The sequence below is a fragment of the Chromohalobacter marismortui genome (assembly GCF_004364315.1).
In the GTDB taxonomy this organism is placed as follows: Bacteria; Pseudomonadota; Gammaproteobacteria; order Pseudomonadales; family Halomonadaceae; genus Chromohalobacter; species Chromohalobacter marismortui.
In genome coordinates, this window is record NZ_SOBR01000001.1 from 722511 (window position 1) to 737837 (window position 15327).

A 15327-nucleotide genomic window follows, 5' to 3' on the forward strand; every position below is an offset into this window, starting at 1 on the left:
AGCTGCTGGCGACTGGACGTGATTTCGCAGGCTTGCTAGTGTTCGCGACTTACCATTGCATACGCCTGTCGTGCCTTTAGACAAGCGCTGTGCGGTCTCAGGCGTATGATACGCAAGGGGAAGTGGCCGATAGCAGCCCCGTCGTTTTTCATCTTCATCGTTTCATGTGGTCCCTGGTATGGGCCACCACTGAATATAAGGGACCTTGCATGCCCATCGTGACCCTGCCGGATGGCAGTCAGAAAACATTCGAGTCACCCGTAACCGTCATGCAGCTCGCCGAATCCATCGGCACGGGCCTTGCCAAGGCGTGCGTGGCGGGAAAGATAGATGGCGTTGCCGTCGATGCAGCCGACCTGATTGAGCGTGATGCCGAGGTCAGCATTCTGACGGCACGCGATCATGACGGCTTGGAGATCATTCGTCATTCATGCGCCCACCTCCTGGGGCATGCCGTCAAGCAGCTGTATCCCGATGCCAAGATGGCGATCGGGCCGGTGGTGGACGATGGCTTCTATTACGATATCGATTTCGGCCAGTCGGTGTCACCGGATGATCTCGAGACGCTCGAGAAGCGTATGAGGGTGCTGATCGAGCGTGAGTATGACGTCGTGCGTGAATACGTCACCAAAGAGCAAGCCATGGCGACCTTCGTCGCGCGTGATGAGCCTTATAAGCAGGAGATCGTCGAGGGAATTGCCGACGGCGATAGCGTGCGTCTCTACCATCACGAAGAATACATCGACATGTGCCGTGGTCCTCATGTGCCGAACACTCGTCACTTGAAGGCATTCAAACTGACCAAGTTGGCGGGCGCCTACTGGCGGGGGGATGCCTCCAAGCCGATGCTGACACGCATTTATGGCACGGCGTGGCCGGATAAGAAGGCTCTGAAGACCTACCTTCAGCGGCTGGAAGAAGCCGAGAAGCGCGATCATCGCAAGCTGGCCCGCAAGCTCGATTTCTTTCACATGCAGGAAGAAGCGCCGGGCATGGTATTCTGGCATCCGCGTGGCTGGACGCTGTGGCAGACCGTCGAGCAATACATGCGCGGTGTGTACAAGGACAGCGGCTATCAGGAAATTCGCTGCCCACAGATCATGGACGTCTCGTTGTGGCAGAAGTCCGGCCATTGGGACAATTACGCCGACAACATGTTCTTCACCGAATCGGAAAAGCGTGAGTACGCGCTCAAGCCGATGAATTGCCCCGGGCATGTGCAAGTCTTCAATTCCGGTCTGCGCAGCTATCGTGAGCTACCGGTGCGCTATGGCGAATTCGGTGGTTGCCATCGCAATGAGCCTTCGGGTGCTCTGCATGGCATCATGCGTGTCCGTGCCTTTACTCAGGATGACGGCCATGTCTTTTGCACCGAGGAGCAGGTCGAAGCCGAAGTGACCGCGTTCCATCGTCAGGCGTTGGCAGTGTATGGCGACTTCGGCTTCGATGATATCGCCGTCAAGATTGCCTTGCGCCCCGAGAAGCGCCTGGGGAGCGACGAGAATTGGGACCGCGCCGAAGAAGCGTTGCGAAACGCACTGAGCCGCTGTGACGTGGAATGGGAAGAGCTGCCGGGCGAAGGCGCCTTCTACGGGCCCAAGATCGAATATCACATGCGTGATTGCCTGGGGCGCGAGTGGCAGGTGGGGACCATGCAAGTGGACTTCATGATGCCGACCCGGCTGGGAGCGCAGTACGTGGCCGAAGACGGGTCGCGGCAGGCCCCCGTCATGCTGCACCGGGCCATCGTGGGCTCCATGGAACGCTTCATCGGCATTCTCATCGAACACTACGCGGGAGCCATGCCGCTGTGGCTAGCGCCGCTACAAATAGTGGTGTTGAATATCACGGATGCACAGCGCGATCATGCCGAAGCGGTATCGCTGCGTTTGCAGAAACTCGGTCTGCGTGTCAAGACGGACTTGAGGAATGAGAAGATCGGCTTTAAAATTCGCGAACATACGTTGCAGAAGGTCCCCTATCTCCTTGTGGTTGGAGATAAGGAAGTCGAAGCCGACTCGGTAGCCGTTCGGACACGCGGCGGCGAAGACCTGGGCAGTGTGACGGTGGACGCTTTCATCGATAAGGTGCAGGCCGAGCGGTAATAGCGACATCTTCCAAGGCAAAAGTGGAGACGGAACCATCAAGAGAAGCAACCCAAGAGGGCGCCCACAGGAAAAGCGCCCACCAATGAACGAGCGAATTACCGAAGATCAGGTTCGCCTGATCGCCAGCGACGGTGAACAGCTTGGTATCGTGCCGACCAGCGATGCCCTGGAGCGTGCCGAAGCTGAGGGTATGGACCTCGTGCAGATCTCAAATGCCGATCCGATCGTTTGCAAGATCATGGATTACGGCAAATTCCTCTTCGAGCAGAAAAAGCAGAAAGCCGCTCAGAAGAAGAAGACCAAGCAGATCCAGGTCAAGGAAGTTAAATTCCGGCCGGGTACTGACGAGGGCGATTATCAGGTCAAGTTGAAAAACCTGACTCGTTTCCTCGAAGCGGGCGACAAGGGTAAGGTCACGCTGCGTTTTCGCGGTCGTGAGATGGCGCACCAGGACATCGGCCGCAAGCTGATGGAACGGATCGCGTCTGACCTCGAAGACATGGCATCCGTCGAGTCCTTCCCCAAGATGGAAGGTCGTCAGATGATCATGATCTTGGCGCCCAAAAAGAAGTGATCCGTTGGCGGTTTAACGGGCAGTTGGTTTTGCCGGCTGCCGGCCCCGGGTTTTCTGAAGAAACCGAGTGGAGTTTTCCCTCATGCCTAAAATCAAGAGTAACAGTGGCGCTGCGAAGCGCTTCAAGAAGACTGCGCATGGCTTCAAGCACAAGCAGTCCTTCCGCAGTCACATCCTGACCAAGAAGTCGCCCAAGCGTAAGCGTCAGCTGCGCGGCATGAAGCAGATTCATGATGCCGATAAGCAGTTGGTCAAGCGCATGCTACCGAACCTCTAAGTACTTGTAGGTAAAAGTACGGGTTCTCGATTTCAAACGTCAGGAGTAAGTCATGACTCGTGTCAAGCGTGGTGTCGTCGCTCGTCGTCGTCACAAGAAGATTCTGAAGCAGGCCAAAGGCTATTATGGCGCGCGTTCTCGCGTATTTCGCGTTGCCAAACAGGCGGTCATCAAGGCAGGTCAGTACGCCTATCGTGACCGTCGTCAGCGCAAGCGTCAGTTTCGTGCACTATGGATTGCACGTATCAATGCGGCGTCTCGTGCCAACGGTCTGTCCTATAGCCGCTTCATCGCCGGCCTGAAGAAGTCCGGCATCGAGATCGACCGCAAGGTACTGGCCGATCTCGCCGTCCATGAGAAGGCTGCCTTTGCCGCGATCGTCGACAAGGCCAAGGCTGCTCAGTAATGGGCGGGTGAGACGTTCTTTCATGAGCGTCTCATCATGCGCATGAAGCCGCAGGGGGAGAGCAGCCGCTCTTCCCCTGTTTTTTTGTCTGGGCCATCGTTTTATATGCGGTGGCTTATCATGGGCACTTAGCATCGGAGCTAGACGGATGGACCATCTCCCACAACTGGTCGCCGAGGCTCGCGCCGCCATCGAGGGCGCGCAGGATGTCCAGGCGCTCGACGAGGTTCGAGTACGCTTTCTGGGCAAGAAGGGTGAAATTACCGCGCTTCTCAAAAGCCTTGGCCGGCTCCCCCCTGACGAGCGCCCAACAGCGGGTGAGCGGATCAACGAGGCCAAGCAGGTATTGGCGGACGAACTCGAAACGCGGAAGCAGACGCTGCAACATGCTGAGCTCGAAGCGCGTCTGGCGCGGGAACGCATCGATGTGACCTTGCCTGGTCGTGGCGAGCCGACGGGCGGTTTGCATCCTGTGACGCGCACGCTCGAGCGTATTGAGTCGCTGTTTGCGCATATCGGGTTCGATGTGGCCGTGGGGCCCGAAATCGAGGACGATTATCATAACTTCGAAGCACTCAACATTCCTGCGCAGCATCCGGCGCGCGGGATGGCCGATACCTTCTATTTCGATGCTTCGCGGTTGTTGCGTACGCATACCTCGCCGGTTCAGGTGCGGACCATGAAGGAACAGGCGCCACCGATCCGTATCGTCTGCCCGGGGCGCGTTTATCGTAGCGACTCGGATCTCACGCATACGCCGATGTTCCATCAGGTGGAAGGTCTGCTGGTCGATGAAGACGTCAGTTTCGCCGACCTCAAGGGCACCATCGAAGACTTTCTCAAGGCATTCTTCGAGCGTGAAACGTTGGCCGTTCGCTTTCGGCCGTCCTATTTTCCGTTTACCGAGCCCTCCGCCGAAGTCGACATCCAATGCGTGATGTGTGGTGGCGAAGGCTGCCGTGTCTGCTCCCATAGCGGCTGGTTGGAAGTCATGGGGTGTGGCATGGTTCACCCCGAAGTTTTCCGTCATTCGGGTATCGACACCGAGCGTTATACGGGGTTTGCCTTCGGCATGGGCGCCGAGCGCTTGACCATGCTGCGTTACGGTGTCAACGACCTGCGGCTGTTTTTCGAGAACGACTTGCGCTTCTTGCGCCAGTTCGGCTGATCAGCGACTAGGACACAGGAAGAAACATGAGATTTTCCGAAACATGGTTGCGCGATTGGGTGTCGCCCGATCTCACGACGCAGGCGCTGGCTGACCAGATCACGATGGCGGGGCTGGAAGTCGATGCTATCGAGGCCGTAGCGGGCGACTTCGAAGGTGTCGTCGTCGCCGAGGTGGTGGCCAAGGAGCCTCATCCGAGTGCCGACAAGCTGAACGTCTGCCAGGTGCATGACGGCAGTGATGAGCCGGTTCAAGTGGTGTGTGGCGCGCCCAATGTTGCGGTTGGACAGAAAGTGCCGTTCGCTCGGGTGAACGCAACGCTTCCTGGCGATTTCAAGATCAAGAAAGCCAAGCTCCGCGGCGTGGAATCACGCGGCATGATTTGCTCGGCTTCTGAACTCGAACTGGAAGAAGGTACCTCGGCAGGCATTTGGGTGTTGTCCAATGAGGCGCCCATTGGCGTGTCTCTGCGCGACTGGTTGGCGCTGGATGATCATGCCATCGAAGTGGACTTGACCCCCAATCGTGGCGATTGCCTGAGTCTCAAGGGGATGGCGCGTGAGGTTGGCGTGCTGAGCCGTCTGCCAGTGACGACGCCGAACAGCGATGTCGTCACGGCGACCCATCAAGCGACGTTTCCGGTACGCGTCGACTCACCGGCGCAATGCCCGCGTTACGCGGGACGTGTCATTCGGGGCGTCGACGTCTCGGCGGTTACACCGTTATGGATGACCGAGCGCCTGCGGCGTAGCGGGGTGCGTGCCATCGACCCGATCGTCGACGTCACCAATTACGTCATGCTCGAACTCGGGCAGCCAATGCATGCCTTCGACCTGGCGCGTTTGCATGACAGCATCGTGGTGCGCGAGGCGCAAGATGGCGAACGCTTGACGCTGCTCGACGGTCAGGAAATTGCCCTGCGCGAAGGCACTCTGGTGATCGCCGACGCCAAGCAACCGTTGGCGATTGCCGGTGTCATGGGCGGTGAATCCTCCGGCGTCAATGCCTCGACACGCGATATCTTTCTGGAGTCGGCGTTTTTCTCTCCCCTGGCGGTGGCGGGGCAGGCACGTTCCTATGGCCTGCATACCGATGCATCGCATCGTTTTGAGCGCGGCGTCGACCCACAATTAGCGCAAGTCGCCATCGAGCGTGCCACGCAGTTGCTGCTGGATATCGTCGGCGGCGAGCCGGGCCCCGTGACCGACGTCACGAGCCCCGATTATTTACCGTTGGGTCATGCGGTGATCCTGCGTCGCAAGCGTCTCGATCAATGCCTGGCCCTGGTCATGACCGATGACGATGTCGTGGATATTTTGTCGCGTCTGGGCATGCGTGTCAGCGCCATCGATGCCGGTTGGCGGGTGACGGTACCCAGCTGGCGTTTCGATATCTCGCTGGAGGAAGATCTCATCGAGGAATTGGCGCGTATCCATGGTTATGATCAGGTCCCCGTGCGACGTCCTTCCGCGCGTCTGAAACTCAGCGCCTCCAATGAAGCGCGTCAGCCGTTGGCGCGTTTGCGCCGACATTTGGTGGCACGCGGTTATCAAGAAGCGATCACCTATAGCTTCGTCGCGCCCGAACTGCAGGAAATGCTGATCCCCGGTGCGTCGGCTCCGTATCTGGCCAACCCCATTTCGGCCGATATGTCGGTCATGCGGGCGAGCCTGTTGCCTGGATTGGTCAAGGCGTTGAGTCACAATCTCAACCGCCAGCAATCGCGTATCCGCTTGTTCGAAACGGGACTCGTGTTTCGTGGCGAGCTGGATGAACTCGAACAGGTGGCGATGCTGGGGGGAATCGTATGTGGCCCGAGGCAGCCGGAAGGGTGGTCGTCTTCTCGTGAGGGCGTCGACTTCTTCGACCTCAAAGGAGACCTGGAAAGCTTGATGGCGTTGACCCAGCAGCCTGACGCATGGCGTTTCGAGGTTGGCGAGCATCCGGGGCTTCATCCCGGGCAGACGGCTCGCATCCTGTGCCACGGGCGTCATGTGGGCTGGGTCGGGGCCTTGCACCCCGGCGTGCGTGCCGGTTTGGGCATCAAGACGAATGCCGTTGTCTTCGAGCTCGAGTTGGAAGCACTGACCCAAGGCACACTGCCGTCTTTCAAACCGCTGTCGCGGCATCCGGACGTGCGTCGCGATCTTGCCCTGGTCGTGAGTGACGATGTGCCGGTCATGGCGCTGATGGACGTCATTCGTGAGCAGGCTGGGGAATGGCTGGTCGACATGCGGCTTTTCGACGTCTACCAAGGTGAAGGAATCGAAAAAGGCCACAAGAGTCTTGCCTTGGGCTTGACCTGGCAGCATCCTTCGCGCACGCTGAATGACGATGAAATCAATCAGTTAGTCGATGCCATCGTCAGCGAAGCGAAAACGCGCTTCGCGGCGGTCTTGAGGAGTTAATCCCATCAGCCGTTACGAGGATGAAAGCATGGGGGCGCTGACCAAGGCGGATTTGGCCGAACATCTGCATGCCGAGCTGGGTTTTTCCAAGCGCGAAGCAAAGTCGATGGTCGAAGCCTTTTTCGAAGAAATTCGCAGCTGCCTACGCGAAAACGAGCAGGTCAAACTGTCCGGGTTCGGGAACTTCGATTTGCGCGACAAGCGTGAACGTCCGGGACGTAATCCCAAGACCGGCGAAGAAATACCTATTTCGGCGCGTCGTGTGGTGACTTTTCGTCCCGGACAGAAGCTCAAGGCGCGGGTCGAGGATTTCGACGACACGGACGTCATTCACTGACGCTGCAGCGTTTTGCTCATGCACCGACACAGTCTCGGGTCATCTCGCGTCCTGGCGAGTGCCCGGGATTGTGCCGTTCATCTTCATTTCAAACGCTAACGACGTGCCATGCATGTGCTAACATGGCGCGCACATTTACAGTGAAATCGACGACTGAACTGCATGCCAAGCATCAAAATTTTCGTAGGCACCATGTACGGTGGCGCCCTCGACGTTGCCGAACAAGTGGCGCCGCTTTTCGAGCAAGTCGGCTACGACGTGACGATCGTAGAGCAACCGACCCTGAACGACCTCGATCCCTTGCCTGATCTCGCCTTGTTCTGTGTCTCCACGACCGGTAGCGGTGACTTCCCCGGCAATTTCGTGCCCTTCGCTCGCGATCTGCGTGAATCGCCACCTGCGCTGAATCAGTGTCGCTATGGGCTGATCGCGCTGGGCGATAGCTCCTATGGCGAGACGTTCTGCGGTGCGGGGCGTGCGCTGGATGCCTTGTTGGAGGATTTGGGCGCCCAGCGTTTGGGCGAGCGCTTGGAAGTCGATGCCATGGAGACGTTCATGGCCGATGATGCCGCCATCCCCTGGGTCGAGTCATGGATCGACGAGCAAGACTTGCAGGTTACGTGATGAGCGACACGGCGGCGTCACCTTCTGCTGCACGCTTGAGCGTCATGATCGGGCTTTTGCTCGTGACGTTGTGCTCATGGCCACGCTATCAACTGGGGGGCTATGACACTCACAGTGGTTTGCTGGCCATGGTGGCGGCGGGCTTGGCTGTCGTCATCATCGCCTACTGGCGACGCATGACGAAAAAGCAGCGTGAGCTGTTACCTGCACGGCTCAAGTGGTTAGTCGTCGCGTTCGTGGCTGGGGGATTGATCATGGCCCTATGGCATTATGGCCTGGCAAGCGCCCGGACTGAGTGGGCAACCGTGCTGTCGCATGGTGCTACAGCGGGCTTGCTGCTTCATGCGATCTCGACAGGCTGGCGCGCTCGGCGGTGAGTCTTCTCTGCACGGCGTGCTGAATCTTGAGCCGAACCTGGTTTGAACGCAAAACCCCCGATCTACAGGATCGGGGGTTTTCGTCTCGAGAGTATGCTCCATCCCTTGTCAGGATTTTTCGCGAATCATCTCTTCGCGCGCCAGGCGCGCCTGTTCCTCGGGATAGGTGGGAAAGTCCACATAGCCGCGCGCATCGCCTCCATAAAATGTGCTGGGGTCGAAATCCGCCAGGGGCCAGCCGTTTTGCATCCGCTCGACCAGATCTGGGTTCGATGTGAAATAACGACCAAACACCGGGAGGTCGATGGTGCCCTCATTCACCAGTTTTTCGGCTTCCGCCTGATCGAGGTTGCCGGCAAGCAGCAGGTTGCCCTGATAGACATCACGGAACTGGCGCAGGTAGTCGCGCGGCATCGGTGGCATGCCTTGTCCACCCTGGTCATGCAAGTGCACGTAGGCGAGGCCACGCTTGTTGAACTCACGTGCCAGATGGAGATAGGTTTCGCCGTTGTCTTCGTATTCCGGCATGTCGAACAGCGTGCCGAACGGTGACAGGCGCACCCCGACGCGCCGTGCGCCAATCATCTTGCTGACTTCATCGACGACCTCGAGCAATAGGCGGCAGCGGTTTTCGCGCGACCCGCCGTATTCGTCGTTACGGTCGTTGACGCCGGGGTTGAGGAATTGCTCGAAGAGGTAGCCGTTGGCACCGTGAATTTCGACGCCATCGAAGCCGACTTCGCGGGAATTGACCGCGGCCTGCACGAAGTCACGTACGATATCGTGTACTTCATGGGTATCGAGACGGCGCGGCTGGCTGGCCTTGAGCATGTCCGGCTGGTCATCCTCGTTATAGCCGAAAGCCATGCCGCCCTGTTGGTCACTGGGGCCAACTGGGGAGGCGCCAGCTACTTGCACGGTCGTGTGGGATACGCGGCCCACGTGCCAGATCTGAGCGAAGAAGATCCCGCCACGTTCGTGCACGGCCCGCGTGGCCTTGGCCCACCCAGCCAACTGATCGGGGCCAAAAATGCCTGGATTGAAGAGATACCCTTGGCCTTGCCGAGAAATGGGCGTGCCTTCGGAGATGATCAGGCCGGCGCTGGCCCGCTGACGATAATAGAGGGCACCCATCTCGGTGGGGATGTCCTCGGGCGCACGTGAGCGCGTCATGGGCGCCATCACGATGCGATTGTTCAAACGCGTGCCATTGAGATCGAAAGGTTCGAAAAGTGAAGCCATGCGGCGCTCTCCTTGCAGGCAGGCGGTAAATAAAAGAAAACGCGGGCCACCGCTGGGGCCCGCGAACACCGAATAGTCTAGAACTCTGTTAGCATTTTAACAATTGCGTGAATCGATCAACCTCATAAGCGACATATATAGAGACTGACGCTATCGTTGCCATGCGGCGTCGTTGGTGTCGGACTCAGCCCAGCGTATAACAGGGGACGTATTCACTGCCGGGGAGTTTCATGCGCTCCTGGGCCACGAACGACGTCAAAAGTGCATCGAGGCGTGACATCAAGTCCGGTTCGGCATGCAAACGAAAGGGGCCGTGCTCTTCGATGGCACGTATGCCTTCTTCCTTGACGTTGCCGGCGACGATGCCCGAAAAAGCGCGCCGCAGGTTTGCCGCGAGTTCATGCACCGGCTGTTCGCGATGCAAGGCGAGCTCGGCCATGCTGTCGTGGGTGGGCTCGAAAGGCAGTTGAAATCCGGTGTCGACATTGAGCCGCCAATTGAAATAGAAGGCGTCGTTCTGGCTGCGTCGAAATGCGGCTACATCGTCCACGCCTCGACGCATGGCACGCCCGACCTCAGCGGGATTGTCGATGATGATCCGATAACGGTCACGGGCTTTCTCACCCAGGGTGAAGGCCAGGAATTCGTCGATACGCTTGAAGTAATCGGCACTGTCGCTGGGGCCGGTAAAGACGATCGGGAAGGGGATATCGGCGTTGTCCGGATGCAGCAGAATGCCCAGCAAATAAAGGATTTCCTCGGCAGTTCCCACGCCGCCGGGAAAGATCACGATGCCGTGCCCGGCGCGTACGAAGGCCTCGAGACGCTTCTCGATGTCCGGCATGATGACCAGCTCGTTGACGATGGGGTTGGGCGATTCCGCGGCGATGATGCCAGGCTCGGAAATGCCCAGGTAACGACCATCATGACGGCGCTGTTTGGCATGCGCGACATTAGCGCCCTTCATGGGACCTTTCATGGCACCGGGGCCGCATCCCGTGCAGATGTCGAGATCGCGCAGCCCGAGGTGATAACCCACGTCCTTGCTGTAATCGTACTCCTCGCGGGTGATGGAATGCCCACCCCAGCACACTACGAGGCTGGGTTCGCGTGACGCTTTCAGCGTGCCGGCGTTACGCAGGATATGAAAAACGGCATTGGTGATGCCTTCGCCGCGTTGGAGATCGAATTTGGGGGTGTGCTGGATTTCGTTGTGAACATAGACGATGTCGCGCAGCACGGCGGAAAGATGCTCGCGAATCCCGCGGATCATTTGTCCATCGACGAAGGCGCTGTGCGGGGCGTTGTCGAGTTTGAGGCGGATGCCACGATCTTGCTGCAATACTTCGATTTCGAAGTCGTGGTGCGCCTGCATGAGCGCGCGGCTGTCATCGGTGGGGTTTCCGCAATTGAGCACGGCTAGCGAGCAGCGTTTCAACAGATCGTGCAGGCCGTTGGCGGAGGTGCCCCGCAGGCGGTTGACCTCTTGCTGCGAAAGGACTTCCAGGCTCCCTTCGGGAGAAATGATGGTGGAAAGCTTCTGGGGCATTAACGCATCCTGGTGGCGGCCCGAGGCCGAAGGAAAATCTCAGCATGAGGGGCGGGCGGCCGGCCATTGACGCGTCATGCGTGAGGTCCGTGCGTGGCGCTGTCCAGATGCTGATTCAGGATGCGATGCTAACACGCGATCCTCGGTCACGCAGCGGTGTGCGGCGGTGCATAATTTGCTATGATGACATTATCAAAAACTCCGGAGCCACGGTTATTGCCACGCTAACCTTCGTTGATCGTGTCATGGCTTTGGTACCCTGAGCAGCCGCCCCGAAACGCCAGCCGGTGGACCCTCACTTCATGTTCAACGCGCAATATTTCCGAACTTTCATCACGCTTGTCGAAACGGGTAGCTTCACGCATACCGCACGCAAGCTGGAAATGACCCAGCCCGGGGTCAGTCAGCATATACGCAAGCTGGAACGCTACCTGGACAAGTCTCTGCTGCAGCGGCACGGGCGTCGTTTCACGCTGACCGAGGCGGGCCGACGTGCGTATGACTATTCCGTCAAGCTGTTTGCGGAGCATGAACAGTTTCGTCACTCGCTGGACAACGATTCGCCGGACACCGGAGAGTGCCGCGTGGCATCGCCGGGCAGCGTGGGGCTGATGTTCTACCCGTTCATTCTGGGCTATCAGCAGATGCACCCGGGGCTGACGGTGACGTATGATTTTGCCTTCAACGGCGAGATCGTCGACGCGGTACTCGCCGGGCGTTTCGACGTAGGCATCGTCACTGACATCACCAAACATCCCGATCTCAATTTCGAGCCTTGGCATCAGGAGCCGCTATGCCTGGTGGTCCCGGCGGACTTCGCCGGCACCACGATCAGCGAGCTCATGGCGTTGGGCTTCATGAACTATTCCGACGGCATCAATAACGCCAGCTTGCTATTGCGGCGCAATTTTGCCGGGGAATTCCGCTCGATGAGCCACTTTCCACAGCAAGGCTTCTCCAACGAGATCAGCATGGTGCTTGACGCGGTGGCGCGTGGACTGGGCTTCACCGTGATCCCGCGGACCGTACTCGAGACGTCGCCCTGGCAGCGTCAGGTCAAGGAGTTGCCCGTGACTGAACCGGTATACGAAATGTTGTATGTCGTGACCAAGCGTGGCGTCGAGATGCCGCGGCGTTACGAGCAATTGCTTGGCGAGTTTCGCTTGCAGCGCCGCAATGTACTCTATGGGTATGCCGAGGCACCGCCGCTCGAGGATGGCGTCTGACGGCAAGTAGCCGAGTGTGACGACCGCGACTCAAACGGCCCCACCAAGGTGCGTCTTGGTGGGGCCGTTTTGCTATGGCGTCGTGGGCGCTAATCGAGCTCAGTCGCCGTCGCGATATGCCTCGATGGGCGGGCAACTGCAGATGAGGTTGCGGTCACCATGAACGTTGTCGACGCGATTGACCGTCGGCCAATACTTGGCGGCTTTGGTGGCCTCGGTGGGAAAGGCGCCCAGTTCACGCGAATACGGCCGTCCCCAGTCGTCGGCCATCAAGTCGGCCTGCGTGTGCGGCGCCATGGACAAGGGATTGTTATCCGCGGGCCATTCCCCGGTTTCCACGCGCCGAATTTCGTCACGAATGGCGATCATGGCATCGCAGAAGCGGTCGATTTCATAGCGCGATTCCGATTCGGTCGGCTCGACCATCAAGGTGCCGGCCACGGGGAAGGACATCGTCGGGGCGTGGAAGCCATAGTCCATCAAGCGCTTGGCGATGTCTTCCTCGCTAATGCCAGAAGCCGTCTTGAGCGAACGGACATCCAGAATGCATTCATGGGCGACGGTGCCGTTACGGCCTTTATAAAGCACCGGGTAGTGTGCCTCGAGACGCTTGGCGATGTAGTTGGCATTGAGTATTGCCAGCTCTGTGGCGCGTTTCATGCCGCGCCCGCCCATCATTTTGATATAGGCCCAGGAGATCGGCAGGATCGACGCCGAGCCGTAGGCCGCCGCCGAGACCGCGCCGGAAGCCGTGTCGACACCCGGCAGAGGCGTGATGACATGGTTGGGCACGAACGCGGCTAGATGTGCCTTGACACCGATGGGCCCCATGCCGGGACCGCCGCCGCCATGTGGAATGCAGAATGTCTTGTGCAGGTTGAGGTGCGACACGTCACCGCCGAAATCCCCTGGTCGGCAGAGTCCGACCTGGGCGTTCATGTTGGCGCCGTCGATATACACCTGGCCACCGTTGTCGTGCACGATACGGCAGGCTTCGCTGATGCTTTCCTCGAACACGCCGTGCGTCGACGGGTAGGTGAGCATGATCGCCGATAGCGCGTCGCGGTGCTTGTCGGCCTTGCTGCGCAGGTCGTCGATATCGATGTTGCCGTCGTTGTCGCATTCGACCACGACGACCTTCATCTGTGCCATGGCGGCAGACGCCGGGTTGGTGCCGTGGGCCGAGCTGGGAATCAGGCAAATATCGCGATGACCTTGACCTTGTGATTTCTGGTAGCGCCGAATGGCGACCAGGCCCGCGTACTCACCCTGTGCGCCGGAGTTGGGCTGCATGGAAATCGTGTCGTAGCCCGTGATCTCGACGAGAAATGCCGAGAGCTCGTCGATCATCTGCTTGTAACCGGCGACTTGATCCTGAGGCGCGAAGGGGTGGATATGGGCGAATTCCGGCCAGCTGATGGGAATCATTTCACTGGTGGCATTGAGCTTCATGGTGCATGAGCCCAAGGGAATCATGGCGTGGGTAAGCGAGAGATCCTTGTTCTCGAGGCGCTTGAGGTAACGCAGCATCTCGGTTTCGCTGCGATAGCGCTTGAACGTGGGGTGGGAGAGAAAACCGCTTTCCCGTGCGCAAGCGGTGGGGATGCCGGTCATGCCCTGAGCGTGAACATGGTGATCGAGCTCGCGTACCGACAGTCCATGTTCGTCACCCAGCAACACGTCGAACAGTGTGGCGACGTCGGCCGCCGTGGTGGTCTCGTCGAGGCTGATACCGATATGGCCATTGGTGTCGTAGCGCAGGTTGATTTCGTGCGCCATGCTGCGGCCGTGCACCTGGCCGTGATCGAGCCCCGCCAGGGTGAGCGTGTCGAACCAGCTGTCGTGGACGAGTGTCACGCCGTGGCGTTTGAGCCCCTCGGCGAGAATGGTCGTCAGGCGATGGATCCGCGTGGCGATGGTGCGCAGCCCCTCGGCACCGTGATAGACCGCATAGAAGCCGGCGATGTTGGCGAGCAATGCCTGAGCGGTACAGATGTTGGAGGTCGCTTTCTCGCGGCGGATATGCTGTTCGCGCGTTTGCATGGCCATGCGCAAGGCGCGCTGACCGCGGCTATCCTTGGAAACACCGATGATGCGTCCGGGCAGCGAGCGCTTGAGGGCGTCGCTAGCGGCGAAAAACGCCGCATGCGGGCCGCCGTATCCCATGGGCACACCGAAACGCTGGGAACTGCCCACGACGATATCCGCGCCCAGGGCGCCGGGTTCCTTGAGTAGTACCAGGCTCATCAGGTCAGTGGCGACACAGGTCATGATGCGCCGTTGTCGGGCCGCTTCGAGTTGTTCTGCGAGATCGCGCACTTCCCCGGTGGCTCCCGGATATTGCAGCAATGCGCCGAAGACCTCGTGATCGGCCAGCGTTTCGGCGGGCGCGACGATGAGCTCGAAACCGAAATAGGCGGCGCGGGTACGCAGGACATCGAGGGTCTGGGGCAGCACATCGTCTGCCACGAAGAAGCGCTCGGTCTTGGCCTTCTTGTTGGCGCGACGGCACAGGGCCATGGCTTCAGCAGCAGCCGTCGCCTCGTCGAGCAGGGACGCGTTGGCGATCGGCATGCCGGTCAAGTCCATGACCACTTGCTGGAAGTTCAGCAGGCCTTCCAGGCGTCCTTGGGCGATTTCTGGCTGATAGGGGGTGTAAGCCGTGTACCAGCCGGGGTTCTCCAGCACGTTGCGCTGGATCACGGCGGGTAGATGCGTGGGATAGTAGCCTTGGCCGATGTAGTTCTTGAAGGTCTTGTTCTGACGTGCCAACTGCTTGAGATAGGTCAGCGCTTCCGCTTCGCCACGCGGCTCTTCCAAGGAGAGTGGGCGTTCCAGCCGGATATCGCTGGGAAGCGTCTTGAGCATCAACGATTCGATATCGGGAAGGCCCAATGTCGCCAGCATGTGCTGGACATCGTCCTCGTCAGGCCCGTTGTGGCGCGTCAAGAAGTCGTCGTGATTGGCCAGTTCGGCCAGGCTGCGGTTGTCGTTTGCCATGAAAGCCTCAAGCGGTGGCGGGCGGTCGAGC

13 protein-coding genes are annotated in these 15327 nt (G+C 59.2%); 10 read left to right on the forward strand and 3 right to left on the reverse strand.

All coding sequences use genetic code 11. The features are described 5' to 3' along the window. Positions 1-209: 209 nt before the first annotated feature. The 9 genes from thrS to C8E00_RS03240 all read left to right on the forward strand — a co-directional run bounded on the left by thrS (position 210) and on the right by C8E00_RS03240 (position 8279). Positions 210-2105, forward strand: coding sequence for a threonine--tRNA ligase (thrS, locus tag C8E00_RS03200; protein ID WP_133694386.1), 1896 nt, complete (start codon positions 210-212; stop codon positions 2103-2105). Positions 2106-2142: 37 nt separating this feature from the next. Further along, positions 2143-2682, forward strand: coding sequence for a translation initiation factor IF-3 (infC, locus tag C8E00_RS03205; RefSeq protein ID WP_279586103.1), 540 nt, complete (start codon positions 2143-2145; stop codon positions 2680-2682). 82 nt (positions 2683-2764) lie between these two features. Continuing rightward, complete coding sequence (gene rpmI / locus C8E00_RS03210) at positions 2765-2959, forward strand: 50S ribosomal protein L35 (protein ID WP_133694391.1); 195 nt, start codon at positions 2765-2767, stop codon at positions 2957-2959. 52 nt (positions 2960-3011) lie between these two features. Next, positions 3012-3365, forward strand: coding sequence for a 50S ribosomal protein L20 (gene rplT, locus C8E00_RS03215; RefSeq protein ID WP_133694393.1), 354 nt, complete (start codon positions 3012-3014; stop codon positions 3363-3365). A gap of 148 nt (positions 3366-3513) precedes the next feature. Continuing rightward, positions 3514-4533, forward strand: a complete 1020-nt coding sequence (gene pheS / locus C8E00_RS03220) for a phenylalanine--tRNA ligase subunit alpha (RefSeq protein WP_133694396.1) — start codon at positions 3514-3516, stop codon at positions 4531-4533. A gap of 26 nt (positions 4534-4559) precedes the next feature. Next, on the forward strand, positions 4560-6941 hold the full coding sequence (gene pheT, locus C8E00_RS03225) for a phenylalanine--tRNA ligase subunit beta (protein WP_133694398.1): 2382 nt from the start codon (positions 4560-4562) through the stop codon (positions 6939-6941). Positions 6942-6969: 28 nt separating this feature from the next. After that, positions 6970-7278, forward strand: coding sequence for an integration host factor subunit alpha (gene ihfA / locus C8E00_RS03230; protein ID WP_133694401.1), 309 nt, complete (start codon positions 6970-6972; stop codon positions 7276-7278). Between the two features lie 162 nt (positions 7279-7440). Then, positions 7441-7902 carry a flavodoxin domain-containing protein gene (locus tag C8E00_RS03235; protein ID WP_133694403.1) on the forward strand — a complete coding sequence of 154 codons (462 nt, stop codon included), beginning with the start codon at positions 7441-7443 and terminating at the stop codon, positions 7900-7902. Then, a complete protein-coding gene (locus C8E00_RS03240) occupies positions 7902-8279 on the forward strand; it encodes a hypothetical protein (RefSeq protein ID WP_133694405.1) in 378 nt (125 codons plus the stop codon). The genes C8E00_RS03235 and C8E00_RS03240 overlap by 1 nt, the downstream gene beginning before the upstream one ends. A gap of 108 nt (positions 8280-8387) precedes the next feature. Here C8E00_RS03240 and C8E00_RS03245 read toward each other — a convergent pair whose 3' ends face one another. Further along, positions 8388-9521, reverse strand: coding sequence for an alkene reductase (locus C8E00_RS03245; protein ID WP_133694407.1), 1134 nt, complete (start codon positions 9519-9521; stop codon positions 8388-8390). Positions 9522-9705: 184 nt separating this feature from the next. Next, positions 9706-11070 carry a nucleotide 5'-monophosphate nucleosidase PpnN gene (ppnN, locus tag C8E00_RS03250; protein WP_133694410.1) on the reverse strand — a complete coding sequence of 455 codons (1365 nt, stop codon included), beginning with the start codon at positions 11068-11070 and terminating at the stop codon, positions 9706-9708. Positions 11071-11372: 302 nt separating this feature from the next. Here ppnN and C8E00_RS03255 point away from each other — a divergent pair, with 302 nt between their 5' ends. Further along, positions 11373-12296 (forward strand): LysR family transcriptional regulator, encoded by a 924-nt coding sequence (locus C8E00_RS03255; RefSeq protein WP_133694412.1) that lies wholly within the window; start codon positions 11373-11375, stop codon positions 12294-12296. 99 nt (positions 12297-12395) lie between these two features. Here the strand turns inward: C8E00_RS03255 and gcvP are convergent, their stop codons facing one another. Beyond that, entirely contained in the window at positions 12396-15296 is a 2901-nt protein-coding gene (gcvP, locus tag C8E00_RS03260; protein WP_133694415.1) for an aminomethyl-transferring glycine dehydrogenase, read from the reverse strand. Positions 15297-15327: the final 31 nt, after the last annotated feature.